This is a genomic window from Gemmatimonadaceae bacterium, from assembly GCA_036504815.1.
Classification (GTDB): Bacteria; Gemmatimonadota; Gemmatimonadetes; order Gemmatimonadales; family Gemmatimonadaceae; genus PNKL01.
This window is the reverse complement of record DASXUN010000024.1, coordinates 1-18,998: the sequence shown is the minus strand read 5'-3', so window position 1 is coordinate 18,998 and position 18,998 is coordinate 1. Positions and strand designations below refer to the sequence as shown.

Genomic DNA, 18,998 nt, shown 5'->3' with positions numbered 1-18,998 from the left:
AACGGCGGGGGGCGCGCGGCAGGCACCGGTGCCCGCGGCCCGACGCGCGGAAGGGAAGGGCGGCGCGAACGGCCGGTCCCTCGTGCGTCGCACACGCAGCGCGAACGGCTGGGAGTGTCCGAACGAATACTCGAGGGCCCTCCCCGCGCAGTGCGCGTGGAGGGCCCGAGAATTTCGTGAGGATACTCCCAGCCGCGAGCGCTGCCCCAGTCGCGCGTGGCAGGCCCCGTGCCCCCTACCCGTGCGATCAGAACCGACTTGGGTCCCGCCGCAGCACCACCTGCGCCTTCCGCGACACCTGGCCGTTGCGGTACCAGAACGGCACGTCAATGCGCGCCCCCGCGAACGTCCCGTCGAGAATCTCGATCTCCTTGCCACCCCGCTTCGGGTCCGGGATGAACCGCAACGCGTTGCCGGTCACGACGTACCGGCCGTACACCGTCATCGACTGGATCGGCTCCCGCTGCATCGTCGCTCCCTTCTCGGCGAGCGACTGCCGGTACCGCAACGATGCGCGGAACTCGTTGCGCGTGCGCAGCGACAGCACGAGTTCGTCGAACTCCACCAGGAACCGCGTCCCGTGCGAGTCGGTCACCTGGTCGGTGGACGGCAGCTTGCCGCCGTTCACGCTGATGGACACGTAGCTCGCGAGCGGCGGTCCGGCCGGCGTCTGAGCGCCTGTCGGCGGAGGAGCGCCCGCCGCCGGCGCGCCCGGCGCCTGAGCGCCGGCAACACCCGCCATCACCAGTCCGACGATGAGCAGCACGTTTCGCATGTCCGAAGTCTCTTTGCGAACCACTCTCAACGCAATCACCCGTAACTCGGATGACGGGAATTCTACCATCCAAATACCCTCGTACAGGTAGGGTAATCCTTTAGGAAATCACCCACCGCTGCCCGACAGACGGAGCCCCCACCACTATGGGAATTTGAATTCGCCGAGGTTGGTATCCGTATGCGCCCGATGGCGTGATTTGCCCGACACTTGCCTCGGTTCACAAGTGATACGAGCCCGGCGTGCACGCCACAGCCTTTGCTCCGTCGTGACCGCGCACGCCGTCGCCATCCCCCATGAGGTGCCCGCGCGATCATGTCAGCCTCTGCCACCGCCGCTCCCGCGCCGCCGAAGGTCCTGCGCGTTTCCGAGCATACCGTCGAAATCGTCTCCGACTCGGGTGAAGGCGCCCAGAAGTGCGGACAGATCTTCGGCGCCGTTTCCGCCAAGATGGGCAACGGGGTCTGGACCGTCGAACTCATTCCGGCCGAGATCCAGCCGCCGCCGCGCGTCCCCGAAGGCGCCAGCGGCAACCGCATCCGCGTAGGCGAACATGCCGTCACCAACTGGGGCGACCGCACCAACCTGGTGATCGCCTTCAACGAGCAGGTCCTGCTCGCCCGCCATCGCGTGGATGCCCTCGCTGACGACGCCGTCCTCCTGATCGAGGACAAGTGGGCGCGCAGCGAGGACGCCGACATCGTCGCCCAGTGGGACGCCGCGATGAAGGAACTGTCGTCCAAGCACTACCGGATCATCCCGGTGGCCATGGACGACCAGTGCCTCACCATCGTGGACAACCCGCGCAAGGGCAAGAACATGTTCGCCCTGGGCCTGCTGGCCCGCGTCTACGGGCGCGACATGGAGCTCATCAAGGCGCAGATCGCCCACGCCTTCCGCAAGAAGAGCGAGGAGGTCTACACCTCCAACGTCGCCCTCCTCGAGCTGGGCTATCACTGGGCCGAGGACAACATCGACTTCCGCGTCGAGATCCCGACGCATCCGTCGGAGAAGGCGCTCGTCGTGATGAACGGCAACGAGGCCATCGGCATGGGCGCCATCGCCTCGGGGATGGAGCTGTGCGCGATGTACCCGATCACGCCGGCGACCTCGGTCTCGCACTACCTCTCGGAGGTGTTCGAGAAGTTCGGCGGCATCGTGCACCAGGCGGAGGACGAAATCGCCGCCGCGGGCGTCGCGATCGGCGCCTCGTACGCGGGCAAGGTGGCCTTCACCATCACCTCCGGCCCGGGCATGGCGCTGAAGACCGAGTTCCTCGGCCTGGCCGTGATGACCGAGACGCCGCTGGTGCTCGTGAATGTCCAGCGCGGCGGTCCCAGCACGGGCCTGCCGACCAAGGTGGAGCAGTCGGACCTGCTGGCCGCCATCTTCGGCCAGACGGGCGACGCGCCGCACATCGTGATGGCGCCCGCAACCATTGAAGAGTGTTTCCACATCATGATCACCGCGCGGCGTCTCGCCGAGACGTTCCGCACGCTGGTGATGGTGATGACCGACGCCAACCTGGCGACGGGTGTCGCGCCGTGGCCCAAGCCCGCGCTGGACGAGAAGTGGCAGGCCGCGCCGCTCGACCTGGCCCCGGTGAAGGAGGGGCAGAAGGCCTACGACTGGAACAAGGAAACGGGGCTCAGCGAGCGCATCATTCCGGGGCGCCCGGGCGGCATGTTCACGCTCACCGGCCTCTCGCATGACGATCGCTCGAAGGTCGCCTACAGCTCCGACATCCATCAGCACTCGTCGGCGATGCGCAGCCGCAAGCTGGCCGTGCTGCAGAGCCTGATGCAGACGCCCAAGGTCTACGGCGAGGAGAAGGGTGACCTGCTCGTCGTCGGCTGGGGGAGCACCAAGGGCGCCATCGAGGAAGCAGTGGACCGCGCGCGCAAGGAAGGCCTGAAGGTCTCGGCGCTGCACCTGCGCTTCCTCTCGCCCCTCGAGCCGGGCCTGAAGGACGTCTTCAAGAAGTTCAAGAAGGTGATGACCGTCGAGATCAACTATTCCGACGAGATGGGCGACCCGTACGTGACCGAGGAGAACCGCCGGCGCGGCCAGCTGAGCATCCTGCTGCGCAACGCGACCCTCGTGGACGTGGATTGCTGGGGCCGCGTGCCGGGCGAACCGCTTCGCCCGATGTCGATTGTCGAAGCCATTCGCGGCCGCCTGCCGCGTGGAGGTGCCGCGTGAGTTACACCTGTGGATTGCTCCCTGTCCTCGACCAGCATGAGGACCACCACTACGAGATGACGGAGTACGAGGGCGCCCGCGCGCGCTGGTGCCCCGGCTGCGGCGACCACTCGGTGCTCACCGCGGTGCAGCGCCTGCTCGCCGCCGAGCAACTGGTCCCCGAGCAGACGATGATGGTCTCGGGCATCGGTTGCTCGAGCCGCCTCCCGCACTACATGAAGACCTACGGCTTCCACGGCCTGCACGGCCGCGCGCTGCCGGTGGCGACGGGCATCAAGCTCCACCGCCCGGAACTGACCGTCTTCGTGACGATGGGCGACGGCGACTGCACGTCGATCGGCGCCGGTCACTGGGTGCATGCGATGCGCTACAACGTGGACATGACCGCGATGATGCTCGACAACGGCATCTACGGCCTGACCAAGATGCAGACGTCGCCCACCACGCCGCAGGGCTTCAAGAGCAACACGCAGCCGTACGGCTCGATTCTCCCGCCGCTCAATCCCATCGAGGCCTCGCTGGGCATCACGAACGCCTCGTTCGTGGCGCAGACGGCCGAGTGGGCGCCGTCACACCTGTACGCGACGCTGCGCGCCGCCTACAAGCACAAGGGCTTCAGCTTCGTGCGCATCCTGCAGCGCTGTCCGGTCTACACGCCGTCCATCTTCCAGAAGGCGGTGCAGGATCCCGAGCGCATCCAGATGCTGGTGCACGATGACGGCGTGGTCACGCCGGACCTGGACAAGATCTACAAGTCGCAGATCCACCACGATCCGCGCGACCTCGCGGCCGCGCGCCACCTCGCCGAGCAGACCGACAAGCTCATCCTCGGCGTCTTCTACAAAGACCCGTCCAAGCCGCGCTACGAAGAGACGCGCCGCGTTGCCCCGCGCACGCCGGCGGAGCGCGTCGCGCTGCTCGAAAAGGAGTTCGCCCGCTATGCCGTCTGATCCGCGCGTTGCCCAGGCGCTCGCTGCGCTGCAGCAGCCGATCGCCGAATTCCGCGCCGCCGTGCAGGGCGCGCTGGCGCAGGCCGACGCCTTCATCGCGGCGCAGAACGCCGACGCCGCCACGCAGGCGGCGCGCGCCGCCACCGAGTTGGGCCTCTTTGCCGTGGGGCACGTCGACGCGGCCAAGTTCGCCGCAATGTTCCCGGCGGTGGCGAAGGCCGACAAGGCCTCGCTCGCCACGCTCACCAAGGCCGTGAAGATCCTGCGCGACGTCGCCGCCAAGGGCGAAGCCGCCTGCCATGCCGAAGTGACCGACGGGCGCAAGCTCGGTGCCACCATCGACACCGCGCTGGCCGCCGTCGGGCAGGCCTTCGGCGCCATCATCATCACCGAGCTGGTGCGCGGCGGGCGCTACAAGGCCGCCGAGCACGACAAGCTGCTCGACCCCACCGAGTTCCGCGCGTGGAACAACGCCGAGCGCCGGTTCGCGCCGCCGCTCGTGGTTGAAGTCAGCGGCGCCGACCTGCACGCGGGCGCGCTGCTGGACTTCGCCGACGGTCGCGAGAAGCTCGTCCTCGTCGTCAAGGACAATGCGCCGCCCGCCGCGCTGGTGCGCTGCATCACGCCGGGGACGTTCGTCCTGCAGACCGTGGACGGCACGGGGCTCGATCGCCTCGCCGGCTTCGAAGGGCCGGCCATCGCCGCGTTCCTCCCCGAGGGGGCCGCGACGTTCATGCACGATCCCAACGCCGGCAAGGAACCGTGGCAGCGCCTCACGGTGCCGTCGCTTCCGGCCGGACCGTTCAAGGCCGTCGGCGGCTTCAGCGCCTGGCAGATGGAGCAGGACGTGAAGATGCTCGCCGACCTGGCCCGCACGCCGTTCGCGGTGCCGGCCACGCCGGGCGCCAAGGGGGCGCCGGCGATCGGGGCCGACCAGGCGGTGGATCGCATCGCCTCGTGGCTGCTCGACACGTCGGGTCTCAAGGGCACGGCGTGAGGCCGGAGACGCGATGATCATCCTCCAGGCAATCCTGATTCTCGGCGGCACCGGACTGGTGTTCGCCATCTTCATCGCGGCCGCGAACAAGAAGCTCAAGGTGTGGGAAGACCCGCGCATTGACGTCGTGGCCTCGATGCTTCCCTCCGCGAACTGCGGCGCGTGCGGCCTGCCGGGCTGCCGCGCCTTCGCGGAGAAGGCCGTGGTCGGCGAGATCCAGCCGGCCAAGTGCACCGTCTCCAACGCCGATCGCGTGGCGGAGATCGCGCACTTCCTCGGCGTCGACGCGGGCGAGGCCATCAAGCGCGTCGCCCGCCTGCAGTGCGCCGGCGGCTGCGACGTGGCCGTGCAGCGCGCCGAATATCGCGGTCTCGCCACGTGCGAGGCGGCGGCGGCGGTGGCCGGCGGCGGCAAGGGCTGCGCTTGGGGCTGCCTCGGACTCGCCGACTGCGAGCGCGCCTGCACCTTTGGCGCGATCACGATGAACGACGTCGGGCTCCCCGTCGTGGACGTGGAGAAGTGCACCGCGTGCAACGACTGCGTGGTGGCCTGTCCCAAGCAGCTGTTCGTCCTCCAGCGGCTCGATCACAAGCTGCTGGTGCAGTGCAAGAACCTCGTGAATGGCGACGTGGTGCTCGAACAGTGCCAGGTGGCCTGCACGACGTGTGGCAAGTGTGCGCTGGACGCCGCGCCCGGGCTCATCAGCGTGGCGAGCGGCGTGGCCGTCATCGACTACAACAAGATCGCCGAGGCCGACGAAGGCGCTGTGGAGCGCTGCCCGACCGGTGCGATCCTCTGGCTGGAAGGCGCGCAGTTTGCGCGTGTCCCGGCCACTAGCAGTGCGGAGGCAGCATGAGTGCGACGAAGGCCGGCGATGCCGGCAAGGCAGTCAAGTTCCCGGGCGTCCGCCAGGCGCTGGACGGGTCGTTTGCGGTGGTGGCGGTCGAGACCGCCGGCTCCGAGGCCGCGGGCGCGTACCCGATCACGCCGTCCACCCAGATGGGTGAGGGCTGGGCGCAGGCCGTGGCCGAGGGCAAGGAGAACGTCAACGGCCGCCGGCTCCTGTTCTTCGAGCCCGAGGGCGAGCATGCCGCCGCGGCGGTGACCGCCGGGATGAGCATGGCCGGCCTGCGCTCGACGAACTTCTCGAGCGGGCAGGGCATCGCCTATATGCACGAGTCGCTCTACGCCGCCGTCGGCAAGCGCCTCACCTACGTGCTCAACGTCGCGGCGCGCGCCATCACCAAGCACGCGCTGAACGTGCACGCGGGGCACGACGACTATCACGCCGTGGACGACACGGGCTTCTTCCAGCTCTTCGCCAAGGACGTGCAGGAGTCGGCCGACCTGAACCTGGTGGCGCACCGGATCGCCGAGCTCTCGCTCAATCCGGGCATCATCGCCCAGGACGGCTTCCTCACCAGCCACGTCGTCGAGTCCATCCAGCTTCCGGAGCGCGACCTCGTCAAGGAATACCTAGGCGATCCGGCGGACATGATCGACAGCCCGACGCCGGCGCAGAAGATGGTGTTCGGCGACAAGCGCCGCCGCATTCCGGAGATGTTCGACCTCGACTACCCGGCGATGCTGGGCGTCGTGCAGAACCAGGACAGCTACGCGCAGGGCGTCGCCGCCCAGCGCCCGTTCTACTTCGATCACATCGCCGCGCTCTCCGACCAGGCCTTCGCCGAGTTCGCCAAGCTCACCGGCCGCAAGTACGCGCGCGTCACGGGCTACAAGCTCGACGACGCCGAGTATGTGATCGCCGGCCAGGGCTCGGTGGTGAGCAACGCCGAAGCCGTGGTGGACTACCTGCGCGAGACGAAGGGGCTCAAGGTTGGCGTGCTCAACCTGACGATGTTCCGCCCGTTCCCGGCCGACCTCATCACCAGGATGCTCGCCGGCAAGAAGGCGGTCATGGTGATGGAGCGCACCGACCAGCCGCTTGCCGTCGATCCGCCGATGCTACGCGAACTGCGCGCCGCGATGGCCAAGGGCATCGAGAACGGCCGCACGGCCGGCGTGCACGCCGGACTGCACGCGCTCCGTCCCGAGCAGGTGCCGGACTTCTTCTCGGCCTGCTTCGGGCTCGGCAGCCGCGACCTCCAGCCGGGCGACATCGTCGCCGCGGTGAACAACATCCTGCCGGGCGGCGCGGGCCGCCGCCAGGTCTACCTGGGCATCGACTTCATTCGTGAAGGCACCAAGCTGCCCAAGCTCCAGATCTGGCAGGAAACGCTGACGGACAAGTATCCGCACCTCGCGGAGCTGACGCTCCCGCCGGCCGAGAACCTGAACCTCCTGCCGAAGGGCTCCACCGCGCTGCGCATCCACTCCGTGGGCGGCTGGGGCGCGATCACGATGGGCAAGAACCTGTCGATGACCGCGTTCGAGCTCTTCGACATGCACATCAAGGCGAACCCGAAGTACGGGTCGGAGAAGAAGGGCCAGCCGACGACGTTCTACGCCGTGATGGCGCACGAGCCCATCCGGCTGAACTGCGAACTGAAGCACGTGGACGTCGTGCTGTCGCCCGACCCGAACGTCTTCCGCCACAGCGATCCGCTCGCCGGGCTCGCCCCGGGCGGCGTCTTCGTCATCCAGACCGACCTGACGCCCGAAGCGTTCTGGCAGACGCTGCCGGCGACGGCGCGCCGCACGATCATCGACCGCAAGATCAAGATCTACTGCCTCGATGCCTTCGCCATCGCGATGAGCGAAGCGTCGGATGCCGAGCTGCGCTACCGCATGCAGGGCGCGGCCTTCATGGGCGCCTTCTTCCGCACCTCGCCGCTGCTGCAGCGCGAGAACACCACCGAAGAGGCGTTGTTCAAGGGCATCGGGAAGCAGCTGCAGAAGAAGTTCGGCAGCAAGGGCGCGCGGGTCGTCGAGGACAACGTCCGCGTCATCCGCCGCGGCTACGACGAAGTGAAGGAAGTCACGCCGGTCGCCGGCGACTTCTCGGAAGAGAAGGGCGCCGTGCCGCACATGCCGGTGCTGATGGAGGCCGAGAACCAGCAGATGGGCATCGGCCATGAAGGACGCTTCTGGGAGCAGGTCTGCGCCATCTGCAAGATCGGGCAGGACGGCATTGCCGATCCGTTCGCGGCCATCTCCGCGATCCCGGCCGCCACCGGCGCCGTGCGCGACATGAGCGGCGTGCGCCTGGAGGTGCCGGAGTTCCTGCCGGAGAAGTGCACGGGCTGCGCGCAGTGCTGGACGCAGTGCCCCGACTCGGCCATCCCGGGCCTCGTGAACAGCTTCGAGGACGTGCTTGCCGCCGCGGTCGACGTGGCCACCAACGGCGTGCGCATGGAGCGCATCCGCCCGGTGGTGAAGAACTGGGCCAAGGAAGCGCAGAAGCTCCTGCAGAAGGACGCCACGCTGAAGGTGTCGGACGCCTTCGCCAAGGCGTACGAGAATGTCGCGAACAAGATGGGATGGGATGCCGAGCGCCGCGCCGCCACCGACGTGGAGTTCCACGCCGTGCAGGCGCGCCTCGCCGCCTTCCCGCTCGCGCGCACCAAGCCGTTCTTCGACGCGCTGGAACTGAAGGCCAAGGGAACGGGCGGCCTGCTCTCGGTCACCATCAATCCCGAGACGTGCAAGGGGTGCAACCTCTGCGTCGAGGTCTGCCCGGACGGCGCGCTCCAGACCATCAAGCAGGACGAGCCGTCGCTCACGAAGCTTCGCTCCAACTGGGAGATGTGGAATAAGCTCCCGGACACCGACGACCGCTTCATCAACGTCAGTGACGTGGATGAAGGGATTGGCGTGCTCTCGTCGCTGCTGCTCAAGAAGACGACGTACCGCGCGATGGTGGGCGGCGACGGCGCCTGCATGGGCTGCGGCGAGAAGACCGCGGTGCACCTGATCCTGTCGGCCATCTTCGCGTCGATGACGCCGAAGGTCGCCAAGCAGGTGAAGCACCTGAGCGAGCTCATCGAGGCGCTCGAGGAGAAGGCGCGCAGCATCGTCGGCTCCACCGCCGACCTGGGCGCGGCCGCCAGCGGCAAGGGCGAGCCGGTGAAGCTCGACCCGGCGCACCGCCACCAGCTCGAGCTGATCAACAAGGCGATCGCCGACCTCAAGGACCTGCGCTGGCGCTACACCGAAGGTCCGAGCGGCAAGGGACGCGCGATGGTCGGCATGTCGAACTCCACCGGCTGCTCGTCGGTGTGGGCGTCGACCTATCCGTACAATCCGTATCCGTTCCCGTGGGTGAACCACCTGTTCCAGGACTCGCCGTCCGTCGCCGTCGGCCTCTTCGAGGCCCACATGCGCAAGATGGCCGACGGGTTCATCGCCGTGCGCCGCGCGGAGAAGCTGGCCGACGGCACGTACGATCACGTGGCCGATGAGGCGTCGTTCAAGGCCTTCAACTGGCAGCAGTTCACGGACGACGAGTTCTTCCTCTGCCCGCCGATCATCTCGATGGGCGGCGACGGGGCGATGCTCGACATCGGCTTCCAGAACCTCTCGCGCCTGCTCGCCTCGGGCAAGCCGGTGCGCGTCGTCATTCTCGATACGCAGGTCTACTCGAACACGGGCGGCCAGGCCTGCACCTCGGGCTACACGGGGCAGGTGGCCGACATGTCCGGCTTCGGCAAGGCGCAGCACGGCAAGACCGAGGTCCGCAAGGAAGTCGGCCTGATTGCCATCGCCCACCGCAGCACGTTCGTGCACCAGTCGTCGCAGGCCGCCGCGTCGCACCTGATCTCGGGTGTGCTGAAGGGGCTGCACAAGCGGCGCCCGGCGCTGTTCAACATCTACACGCCGTGCCCGGTGGAGCACGGCCTCGCGGACGACTGGTCGCAGGAAGCGGCCCGCTTCGCCCTCGAGAGCCGCGCCTTCCCGTTCCTCACGTACGATCCGGACGCCGGCAACTCGTTCAGCGACTGCCTGTCCCTCGAGGGCAATCCGTCGCCCGAGTCCGACTGGCCGACGTACGAGATCCGGTACCTCGACGACGAGGGCAAGGATCAGATCCTCGAGGTCCCGCTCACCGTCGCCGACTGGGCGGCCACCGAGGCGCGCTTCAAGCAGCATTTCTCGGAGCTGCCGAAGGACCTGTACGAGTACGCGGTGCCGTTCGACCAGTACATCAAGCTGCCGGTCGAGGAACGCGCGACGAAGACGGCGTTCATCTACACCGTCAATAAGAAGCGCAACCTGCGCCGGTTGAAGGTCTCGCCGGAGATGGCATTGCTGGCGCTCGAGCGCCTGCAGCACTGGTCGCAGCTGCGCCAGTTGGCCGGCATCGAGGTCTCTGAGGCGGCGCGCAACACGGTGTCGGACGAGATCGCCGCCGAGTTCGAAGTGAAGATGAGCGCGCTCAAGGCCGACTACGAGGCCCGGATCGCGAAGATCAACAAGGAGCTTCCGCAGCAGATCGCCCGCCGCCTGGCCGAAGGGCTCATGCGGCACGGCGGGAGCACGGCGCTCAACGAGCTGCTCTCCACGCTCCCCGCGGTCGAACCGTCGGGTGGCAACGGGGCCTCGGCGCCGGCGGCTGCCGCCCCGGTGGCGGTGGCGGAAGCCCCGGCTGCGGTGGCCACGGCCACCGCGACGGCCGTGGCCGAGGCGCCGGCGGTGGCGCCGGCCGCCGCGCCGGCGGAAGAGGACGACTCGCTGGCGCTCGAGGCCTACATCGATTCGGCGCGGTGCACGAGCTGCAATGAATGCACCAACCTGAACAAGAAGATGTTCGCCTACAACGCCGCGAAGCAGGCCGAGATCAAGGACGTCAACGCCGGCACCTTCCAGCAGCTCGTGCTCGCTGCGGAGCGCTGCCCGGTCTCGATCATCCACCCCGGGACGCCGGTCAATCCGAAGGAGAAGGACCTGGAGAAGTGGGTGAAGCGCGCCGCGAGGTTCAACTGATGGCTTTCTTCGGGTTCAAGCACGGCGTCCACCCGCCGGAGGAGAAGGAGCTCACCAGTGGGCTCCCCATCCGCCGCATGCCGTACCCCGACGAGATCATCCTCCCGTTGCGCCAGCATGCCGGCAAGCCGGCCACGCTGTGCGTGAAGGTGGGTGACTACGTCGAGCGCGGCGACCCGGTGGGTCACGCCGATGGCTATATGTCGGTGCCCATCCACGCGTCGGCGGCGGGCACGGTGTCCGCCATCGACCTGTGGCCGCATCCGGACGGCAGCTACGCGCAGGCCGTCCACATCAAGGTCGACAAGTACGCGCTGCAGGCGGCGCGCCCGCGCATGGTGCCGCGCTGGGAAGGGCTGACGGTCCAGCAGGTGGTGAAGGCGGTGCAGGACGCGGGCGTCGTGGGACTCGGCGGCGCCGCCTTCCCGACGCACGTCAAGCTCGCGCCGCCCAAGGACTACACGGTCCACACGCTCATCATCAACGGCGCGGAATGCGAGCCGTACCTCACGTCGGACCATCGCACGATGGTGGAGTTCCCCGACCGGGTGCACTTCGGCTGCCGCGTGATGATGCATACGCTGGGCGTGACGAAGGCCGTGATCGGCGTCGAGCGCAACAAGCCCGATGCCATCGAGGCCCTCGAGCGCGCCAAGCCCAAGGACCTGGACATCACCATCCTGCCGATGACGGTGAAGTATCCGCAGGGGGCCGAGAAGATGCTCATTCACGCCGTCACGGGCGTGGAGGTGCCGTCGGGCAAGCTCCCGGTCACGGTGGGCGTGGTGGTACAGAACGTCGGATCGCTCGCGGCCATCGCCGAGGTCTTCGACACCGGCCTGCCGCTGCTCGAGCGCATCGTGACGGTCACGGGGCACGGCCTCAAGCGGCCGGCCAACCTGATCGTGCCGGTCGGGACCAAGATGAAGGACCTGCTTGCCTACTGCGACGGCGTCACGCCCAACGCGGCCGAGGTGATCATCGGCGGGCCGATGATGGGGCAGTCGCTCGCCAACCTCGAGGCCCCGGTCATCAAGGGGACGACGGGCGTCGTGGTGCTGACCGCCGACGAGGTGCGCGGCGAGAAGGTCTATCCCTGCATCCATTGCGGGCGCTGCCTCGAGGCGTGCCCGGTCTTCCTGAATCCCTCGTGGCTCGGCGATCTCGCGCGCGTGAAGCGCTATGACGAGATGGCCGCCAACCACCTGTCCGACTGCATGCTGTGCGGGTCGTGTTCGTACGTCTGCCCGTCCAACATTCCGCTGTCGCAACTCTTCCAGGCCAGCAAGGCGGCGCTGCGCCGCATTCAAACGGCGGGGGCCGCATGAACGCTCCCAACCTGATTGTCGCCGCGTCGCCGCATCTCAAGGACCGGGATACGACGCCGCGCATCATGTGGACGGTGGCGGCCAGCCTCATCCCCGTCATCCTCGCCTCCGCGTTCTTCTTCGGCATCAGCTCGATCCTCGTGGTCCTCGCGTCCACGATGGGCGCGCTGCTCACGGAGCGCTGGCTCGGGCGTAAGGGCTCGCTGCGCGACGGCTCGGCGATGATCACCGGCCTCCTGCTCGGTCTCTCGCTCCCGCCCGGCATCCCGATGTGGATGGCGGCGCTCGGCGGCTTCTTCGGCATCGCATTCGGCAAGGCCATCTGGGGCGGGCTGGGGCAGAACGGGTTCAATCCCGCGCTCATCGGCCGCGCCTTCCTGCAGACGGCGTTCCCGGTGGCCATCACCACCTGGCCGACCCCCGGCGGCAACTTCTTCGCGCTGAAGGGCGACCTGTTCGCGCTGCCGTTCATGCACCCGGTGAGCAGCATCGTGACGTCGGCCACGCCGCTCGGCCTCTTCAAGTTCGAGCAGAAGCTGACCTCGCTCGTGGATCTCGTGCTCGGCACGACGGGCGGATCGGTGGGTGAGACGTCGGCGGTGGTGATCGTGCTCTGTGGCGCGTATCTCGCGTGGAAGGGCTACCTCAACTGGCGGTCGCCGGTCTCCATCATTCTCACCGTGCTGGTGCTCGGGCAGATCCTGCACTGGATCAACCCGGCGAAGGCGGCGGACGGCCTGTTCCACGTCTTCTCCGGCGGCCTGATGCTCGGCGCCGTGTACATGGCGACCGACATGGTGACCGTGCCGACCACCAATCAGGGACGCTGGCTCTTCGGGGCCTGCACCGGCGCGATCGTCGTGATCATCCGCGTCTACGGCGGCCTGCCCGAGGGCGTGATGTACGCGATCCTCATCATGAACGCGTTCACGCCGCTCATCAATCGCGTCACGCAGCCGCGTGTCTTCGGCACCATGAAGCTGAAGGAGGCCAAGTCATGAGCGGCCACGAACATTCGCACGGCACACCGGTCGCCGCGGTGGAGACCGAGGGAAGCTCGACGGCGCGTCTGCTGATCACGCTCGCCTTCTTCGGCGCGCTGGGCGGCGGCATCCTGGCTTTCACGTACCAGAAGACCCTCCCGCCCATCCGCAAGTTCGCCGGCGAGAAGGTGGAGCTGGCCGTCAAGGAAGTGCTGGGATCTCCCGCGAAGCTCGACACGCTGTACCTCGTGGGGGGCAAGCTGACCCGCACGCCGCCGGCGGGGGTGGACCTGCTCGACGCCGAGAAGGTCTTCATCGGCTTCAATGACCGGGGCGATCGGATCGGGGTCGCGGTGGAAGACGCCTCGCCCGGATTCGCCAACGACGTGCGCCTGATGGTGGGCTTCAACCCGTCCACCAGCGCGCTGACCGGCTTCAAGGTGCTGGCGCAGTCGGAAACGCCGGGCCTGGGCGACAAGATCGAGCGGGACACCGCGTTCCAGAACCGCTTCACCGGCAAGCTGGCCAACCCGCTCAAGGGCGACAAGAACCCGACGACGGACCCCAGCACGGTGCAGACCATCACCGGCGCGACCATCACGTCGAAGGCGGTGATCAAGGTGATCAACAAGGCCGTTGGAACGTGGAAGCCGCGGTTCGACGCCTATGAGAAGGAGGGAGGCAAGTGACCGCCGTCGAAGTCGAAACCGTCGAGCAGGCTCCGGAACCGATCGTTCCGGGCGCGCCGCCGCCGCAGCCGTTGTGGTCGGACTTCTGGCGCGGCATCGCCGACGACAACCCGGTGATGATCCAGATGCTCGGGCTCTGCCCGACGATGGCCATCAGCAACCAGGTGAAGAACGGCCTGGGCATGGGGGCGGCGACGCTCTTCGTGCTGGTCTTCTCGTCGCTCTTCATCTCGCTGCTGCGCAAGATCATTCCCACCGAAGTGCGCCTCGCCACCTACATCCTGATCATCGCGACCTTCGTGACGATCGCCGACCTGGTGATGCAGGCCTACTCGCCGCTGCTGTCGCGCACCCTTGGCCCGTTCGTTCCGCTGATCGTCGTGAACTGCATCATCCTCGGCCGCGCCGAGGCGTTCGCCGGCAAGGTGAAACCGTCGCGCGCCCTTGCCGACGCGTTCGGGCAGGGATTCGGATTCACGATGGCGCTGACGATCATGTGCGTCGTGCGCGAGGTGCTGGGCGCCGGGACGTTCCTCGGCTATTCGGTCTTCGGACCCCACTACGAGCCCTGGGTCTTCATGATCATGCCCCCGGGCGGCTTCCTGACGATGGGTCTCATGTTCCTCACGATGGGGTGGTGGAGCGAGCGCAAGAAGGCGCAGCTCGCGGGAGCGGCCGCATGATCTCCAATCTTGCCTGGATCTTCTTCTCGACGCTGCTGATCAACAACTTCACGCTGGCGATGTTCCTGGGGCTCTGCTCCTTCTTCGGCGTGACGACCAAGATGGACACCGGCTGGCGCCTGGGCGCGGCCAACACGTTCGTGCTCGTGATGACCGCGGTGGCCGTCTGGATCCTCAACACGTGGGTGCTGGCCGCCACGCCGTACCTGCGCACGATCGCCTTCATCGTGGTGATCGCGTCGCTGGTGCAGATCGTCGAGATGGCGATCAAGAAGTTCCTGCCGGTGCTCTTCCGTGAACTCGGCATCTACCTGCCGCTGATCACCACCAACTGCGCGATTCTCTACCTCGCGCTCACGCAGACCACGCGCGGCTACAACCTGCTCGAGGGCATCACGTATGCCATCGGCGGCGGGCTCGGGCTGACGCTCGCGCTGACGCTGATGGCTTCCATTCGCGAGCGCCTGGACGTGGCCGATGTGCCGGCGATGGCCAAGAAGATGGGGCTCGTGCTCATCATCGCCTCGTGCATGTCGATGGCCTTCATGGGCTTTGCGGGCATGGGGAGCGGCTGATGCTCAAGTCCATCCTGGGAATCGTGATCGCCGCGGTGCTGTTTGCCCTTTACGGCCTGGTGCGCAACTACGGATGCGCCGGCCACTGCAATGGTTGCTCCAACGCTTGTGCCCGACAAGAGAGGCATGCCCACCATGACTGACCAGTCCCTGCCGCGGCCGTTCGGCCGCCGCGAATTCCTTGCCATCGGCACCGGCGCCTTTGCGCTGGCGGCACTCCCCCTGGCGCTGCGCCGCCACGTGGCGGTGGCGCGCCGCACCGTGCCGGTGATGGGCACCATCGCCGAACTCACGGTCGTGCACCGCAAAGAGGCGGTGGCGCAGGAGGCCCTCGAGGCCGCCCTTGCCGAACTGCGCTGGGTGGACGCGACGATGTCGCGCTTCAACCCTGCCTCCGACATCGGGCGCGCCAACGCTGGCGCCGCGCGCGACGGCGTGGCCGTCAGCGCCGAGACGGCGCAGCTAGTGCGGACGGCGCTGCGCTGGTCGTCGGCCAGCAACGGCCGCTTCGATGCCGGCCTCGGCGCCGCCTCGGAGCTGTGGGACGTGACCAACCGCCACGAGCCGCCGCCGGCGGAGCAGGTGGCGCGCCTCGCCAATCGTTCGTTCTGGCGGCATGTGGACCTGTCGGTCGGTTCGGGGAAGGGCGCGCTGCGTTTCGGCGACCGCGATCTGCACCTCGACCTGGGCGGCATCGGCAAGGGATACTCGATCGACCGCGCCGTGCAGGCGTTGCGCGATCGCGGCATCCAGCATGCCATCGTCAACCTCGGCGGCGACCTGTATGCCCTGGGTGAGTCGCCCGAGGGCGGCGCCTGGCGCGTCGGCATCAAGTCGCCGGACGACCTGCGCAGCGTCGTGCGGGAATTCGAGGTCTCCGACCGCGCCGTGGCGACGTCGGGCGACTACGAGCGCTTCTTCCGCTATCGCGGCAAGCGGTATCATCACCTGATGGATCCGGCCACCGCCTCGCCGCGCGAGACGCGCGTGCGCAGCGTGACGGTGCTGGCCGACCGTTGCGTGGACGCCGAGCCGTGCGCGGTGTCGGTGTTCGGCTTCCCGCAGCAACAGGCGTTGTCGTTCGCGAAGTCGCAGATTGCCGGCGCCGACGTTATCACCGTCGCCTGAGTTTCTCCCCGGCCGGCGACCGCCGGCGTCACCCACGAGGAGTGTGTGGTATGAAGAGCCATCAACTGTATTGCAGCGCGTGCGACCGGCAGGTGAAGGTGATGATCTCGGAGGCGCCGCTGGGAGAGCATCAGGCGACGGTGCACGACGACGAGTTGATCTGCCTGGAGATCGGCGAGCACTGCTCGGGCGGCCTCTGCCCGCTGGGGGCGGCCGAGCCGCAGGCCATGGTGTCGCGCCTGATTCATAGCGGCGAGTCCACCGATGGCATGCGCACCGTAAAGGCCACGTGCCCGTCGTGCGGCATCGAGGCCGAGTTCGTGCTGTACGGCAAGGGCAAGGCCTCGTGCACCGTCTGCGGCACGGCCGCCAAGTGGCAGGCGGAGCACGTCGAGCCGATGTAGTTCGGCGTGGCACTCTGGGCTTCTTCACCACGGAGGCACGGAGAACTGCTTGAGGGCCACGGAGAACTGCAACTCCTAGGGTAACAGCGCGCGCCACGCACAGTCCTGCGTGCCGCGCTGTCGTTACCCCCAGTTGTAGCAGTTTCTCCGTGGCCCTCAGGTCGTCCTCCGTGCCTCCGTGGTGAAGAAGTCCAGCGTGGCGCAAGAAACCCTGCCCAACTGACGGAACCCAGCGGCGGCCAGTAGTTTCTCGGTCGACCCACCTTCCGGAGATTGCCGTGAGGCCCCTCGTTCGCACCGGAGCCATAGCGCTCGCCCTCGTCGCCTCGCTCGCCGCCAACGCGGCTGGCCAGGGACGCCCCACCACGCTGCAGCTGCAGGACTACCTCGACTGGGAAGACGTGCAGTCGCCCGAGCTCTCGCCCGACGGCGCGCGCATCATCTTCACCCGCCGCTGGATCGACAAGACCAACGACAAATGGGAGTCGTCGGTCTGGATGATGAAGGCGGATGGCTCGCAGCCGCGCGCGCTCGTCAGCGGGAGCGGCGCCAAGTGGAGCCCCGACGGCACGCGCATCGCCTACGTGGCCAAGGGAGAACCCACCGGCTCGCAGATCTTCGTTCGGTATATGGATGCCGAGGGGGCGGTCACGCAGATCTCGCACCTCACCGAGTCCCCCTCGAACCTTGAGTGGTCGCCCGACGGGACGCGCCTCTCGTTCTCGATGAACGTCCCCGCACGGCGCGAGGACCTCTTCGCGAAGGTCAATCTTCCCGCGCCTCCCAAGGGCGCGAAGTGGACCGAGGCGCCCAAGGTGGTGACGCGCCTCGACTACCGGCAGGACCGCGTGGGCTTCGTCGACGATTTCTGGAATCACGTCTTCGTGATCGACGCCGGCGGCGGCACGCCGCGGCAGGTCACGAATGGCGAGTGGAACCACGGCGCCGCGGTCTGGCTCGACAACGCGACGCTGCTCTTCACCGGCAAGCGGGTGCCGAACGCCGAGCACATCTGGCGCGATTCGGAGATCTACGCGGCCGACCTCAAGAGCAGCGCCATCCGTGAACTGACGCATCGCAAGGGGCCCGATGGGTCGCCGTCGCCCTCGCCGGACGGCAAGAAGATCGCGTATGTCGGCTTCGACTCCACCGACGCGACGTGGAAGGACGCGCTGCTGTATGTGATGGATGCCGACGGCAGCAACCCGCACGCCTTGAACGCGACGTTCGACCGGTCGCCGTCCCAGCTGATCTGGTCGGAGGATGGCGCGACCATCTACTTCACGGCAGAGAACGAGGGAAGCCGTCACCTCTACGCGACGACGCTCACCGGGCAGATCAGGCAGCTGACCACCGGGCAGCAGCTCGTGACGGTGTCGGATATCCGCAATGGCGTCGCGGTGGGCGTGCGGACCGCGCCGCAGCTACCCAACGACGTGGTGAAGTTCTCGGTGAAGACGCCGGCCACGCTCACGCAGCTGACGGCGGTCAATGCCGATGTGCTCGACGGCAAGCAGTTGGGCGCGGTGGAGGAAGTCTGGTACAAGTCCAGGGACGGGCTGCGCATCCAGGGATGGATCGTGAAGCCGCCCGCCTTCGACCCGGCGCGGAAGTATCCGCTGATGCTCAGCATCCACGGCGGCCCGCACTCGATGTACAACGTCGGGTTCAACTTCGCCTTCCAGGAACACGCCGCGAACGGCTTCGTCACGCTCTACGTGAACCCGCGCGGCTCCACGGGCTACGGCTCGGCGTTCGGCAACGCCATCAAGAACGCGTACCCGGACAAGGACTTCGACGACCTGATGGCCGGCGTGGACACCGTGCTCGGCCGCGGCTACATCGACGGCAAGCGGCTGTTCGTCTACGGCTGCTCGGGCGGCGGCGTGCTGACGGCGTGGACGGTGGGGCACACCAACCGCTTCGCGGCGGCATCGTCCAACTGCCCGGTGATCAACTGGATGAGCTTTGTCGGCGTGACCGACGGGCCGAGCTGGTACCGCAACTTCGAGAAGCCGTTCTGGGAGGATCCGAGCGAACACCTGCGCCGCTCGCCCATCATGTACGTCGGCAACGTGAAGACGCCGACGATGCTGATGACGGGCGTCCTCGACCTGCGCACGCCGATGCCGCAGACCGAGGAGTACTACGAGGCGCTGCGTTTCCGCGGCGTGCCCACCGCGATGGTGCGCTTCAACAATGAATGGCACGGCACGTCGTCCACCCCGTCGAATTTCCTGCGCACGCAGGCGTACCTGCGGGCGTGGTTCGACAAGTACGGGCCGGCGGTGACGCAGTAGTTCGGTGTGGCACTCTGGTTTCTTTCACCACGGAGGCACGGAGGAATAGCGGAGGGCCACGGAGGACTGCTACACCTGGGGTAACGACCGCGCGCCACCCA

At 67.6% G+C, this 18,998-nt stretch carries 15 protein-coding genes; 14 read left to right on the top strand and 1 reads right to left on the bottom strand.

Annotation, left to right across the window (positions count from 1 at the left end):
* Positions 1–247: 247 nt before the first annotated feature.
* Complete coding sequence (locus VGJ96_13160) at positions 248–775, bottom strand: hypothetical protein (GenBank protein ID HEY3288060.1); 528 nt, start codon at positions 773–775, stop codon at positions 248–250.
* Positions 776–1,090: 315 nt separating this feature from the next.
* On the opposite strand from VGJ96_13160, the gene VGJ96_13155 reads away from it, so the two are divergent.
* The 14 genes from VGJ96_13155 (at position 1,091) to VGJ96_13090 (ending at position 18,897) form a co-directional block, all read left to right on the top strand.
* Positions 1,091–2,977, top strand: coding sequence for a 2-oxoacid:acceptor oxidoreductase subunit alpha (locus tag VGJ96_13155; protein HEY3288059.1), 1,887 nt, complete (start codon positions 1,091–1,093; stop codon positions 2,975–2,977).
* On the top strand, positions 2,974–3,927 hold the full coding sequence (locus VGJ96_13150) for a thiamine pyrophosphate-dependent enzyme (protein HEY3288058.1): 954 nt from the start codon (positions 2,974–2,976) through the stop codon (positions 3,925–3,927). The genes VGJ96_13155 and VGJ96_13150 overlap by 4 nt, the downstream gene beginning before the upstream one ends.
* Entirely contained in the window at positions 3,917–4,924 is a 1,008-nt protein-coding gene (locus tag VGJ96_13145; protein ID HEY3288057.1) for a hypothetical protein, read from the top strand. The genes VGJ96_13150 and VGJ96_13145 overlap by 11 nt, the downstream gene beginning before the upstream one ends.
* A 13-nt stretch (positions 4,925–4,937) precedes the next feature.
* The gene (locus VGJ96_13140) at positions 4,938–5,780 is read left to right on the top strand and encodes a (Fe-S)-binding protein (protein ID HEY3288056.1); all 843 of its coding nucleotides are present in this window, start codon (positions 4,938–4,940) and stop codon (positions 5,778–5,780) included.
* Positions 5,777–10,807 (top strand): 2-oxoacid:acceptor oxidoreductase family protein, encoded by a 5,031-nt coding sequence (locus tag VGJ96_13135; protein ID HEY3288055.1) that lies wholly within the window; start codon positions 5,777–5,779, stop codon positions 10,805–10,807. Before VGJ96_13140 ends, VGJ96_13135 begins: the two co-directional genes overlap by 4 nt.
* Positions 10,807–12,135, top strand: a complete 1,329-nt coding sequence (gene rsxC, locus VGJ96_13130; GenBank protein ID HEY3288054.1) for an electron transport complex subunit RsxC — start codon at positions 10,807–10,809, stop codon at positions 12,133–12,135. The genes VGJ96_13135 and rsxC overlap by 1 nt, the downstream gene beginning before the upstream one ends.
* Positions 12,132–13,136, top strand: a complete 1,005-nt coding sequence (locus VGJ96_13125; GenBank protein HEY3288053.1) for an RnfABCDGE type electron transport complex subunit D — start codon at positions 12,132–12,134, stop codon at positions 13,134–13,136. Before rsxC ends, VGJ96_13125 begins: the two co-directional genes overlap by 4 nt.
* Positions 13,133–13,807 (top strand): RnfABCDGE type electron transport complex subunit G, encoded by a 675-nt coding sequence (locus VGJ96_13120; GenBank protein HEY3288052.1) that lies wholly within the window; start codon positions 13,133–13,135, stop codon positions 13,805–13,807. The genes VGJ96_13125 and VGJ96_13120 overlap by 4 nt, the downstream gene beginning before the upstream one ends.
* Entirely contained in the window at positions 13,804–14,490 is a 687-nt protein-coding gene (locus VGJ96_13115; GenBank protein HEY3288051.1) for an electron transport complex subunit E, read from the top strand. Before VGJ96_13120 ends, VGJ96_13115 begins: the two co-directional genes overlap by 4 nt.
* Positions 14,487–15,065 carry an Rnf-Nqr domain containing protein gene (locus VGJ96_13110; GenBank protein HEY3288050.1) on the top strand — a complete coding sequence of 193 codons (579 nt, stop codon included), beginning with the start codon at positions 14,487–14,489 and terminating at the stop codon, positions 15,063–15,065. The genes VGJ96_13115 and VGJ96_13110 overlap by 4 nt, the downstream gene beginning before the upstream one ends.
* Positions 15,065–15,208, top strand: a complete 144-nt coding sequence (locus VGJ96_13105; GenBank protein ID HEY3288049.1) for a hypothetical protein — start codon at positions 15,065–15,067, stop codon at positions 15,206–15,208. The genes VGJ96_13110 and VGJ96_13105 overlap by 1 nt, the downstream gene beginning before the upstream one ends.
* Positions 15,201–16,193, top strand: a complete 993-nt coding sequence (locus VGJ96_13100) for an FAD:protein FMN transferase (protein HEY3288048.1) — start codon at positions 15,201–15,203, stop codon at positions 16,191–16,193. The genes VGJ96_13105 and VGJ96_13100 overlap by 8 nt, the downstream gene beginning before the upstream one ends.
* Positions 16,194–16,243: 50 nt before the next feature.
* A complete protein-coding gene (locus VGJ96_13095; GenBank protein HEY3288047.1) occupies positions 16,244–16,597 on the top strand; it encodes a hypothetical protein in 354 nt (117 codons plus the stop codon).
* Between the two features lie 278 nt (positions 16,598–16,875).
* Positions 16,876–18,897: a S9 family peptidase gene (locus VGJ96_13090; protein HEY3288046.1), complete on the top strand. Its 2,022-nt coding sequence runs from the start codon at positions 16,876–16,878 to the stop codon at positions 18,895–18,897.
* Positions 18,898–18,998 lie beyond the last annotated feature (101 nt).

Coding starts and splice junctions, on each gene's coding strand:
- VGJ96_13160 (HEY3288060.1), bottom strand. CDS start 775: ATGCGAAACGTGCTGCTCATCGTCGGACTGGTGATGGCGGGTGTTGCC.
- VGJ96_13155 (HEY3288059.1), top strand. CDS start 1,091: ATGTCAGCCTCTGCCACCGCCGCTCCCGCGCCGCCGAAGGTCCTGCGC.
- VGJ96_13145 (HEY3288057.1), top strand. CDS start 3,917: ATGCCGTCTGATCCGCGCGTTGCCCAGGCGCTCGCTGCGCTGCAGCAG.
- VGJ96_13140 (HEY3288056.1), top strand. CDS start 4,938: ATGATCATCCTCCAGGCAATCCTGATTCTCGGCGGCACCGGACTGGTG.
- VGJ96_13135 (HEY3288055.1), top strand. CDS start 5,777: ATGAGTGCGACGAAGGCCGGCGATGCCGGCAAGGCAGTCAAGTTCCCG.
- rsxC (HEY3288054.1), top strand. CDS start 10,807: ATGGCTTTCTTCGGGTTCAAGCACGGCGTCCACCCGCCGGAGGAGAAG.
- VGJ96_13125 (HEY3288053.1), top strand. CDS start 12,132: ATGAACGCTCCCAACCTGATTGTCGCCGCGTCGCCGCATCTCAAGGAC.
- VGJ96_13120 (HEY3288052.1), top strand. CDS start 13,133: ATGAGCGGCCACGAACATTCGCACGGCACACCGGTCGCCGCGGTGGAG.
- VGJ96_13110 (HEY3288050.1), top strand. CDS start 14,487: ATGATCTCCAATCTTGCCTGGATCTTCTTCTCGACGCTGCTGATCAAC.
- VGJ96_13105 (HEY3288049.1), top strand. CDS start 15,065: ATGCTCAAGTCCATCCTGGGAATCGTGATCGCCGCGGTGCTGTTTGCC.
- VGJ96_13100 (HEY3288048.1), top strand. CDS start 15,201: ATGACTGACCAGTCCCTGCCGCGGCCGTTCGGCCGCCGCGAATTCCTT.
- VGJ96_13095 (HEY3288047.1), top strand. CDS start 16,244: ATGAAGAGCCATCAACTGTATTGCAGCGCGTGCGACCGGCAGGTGAAG.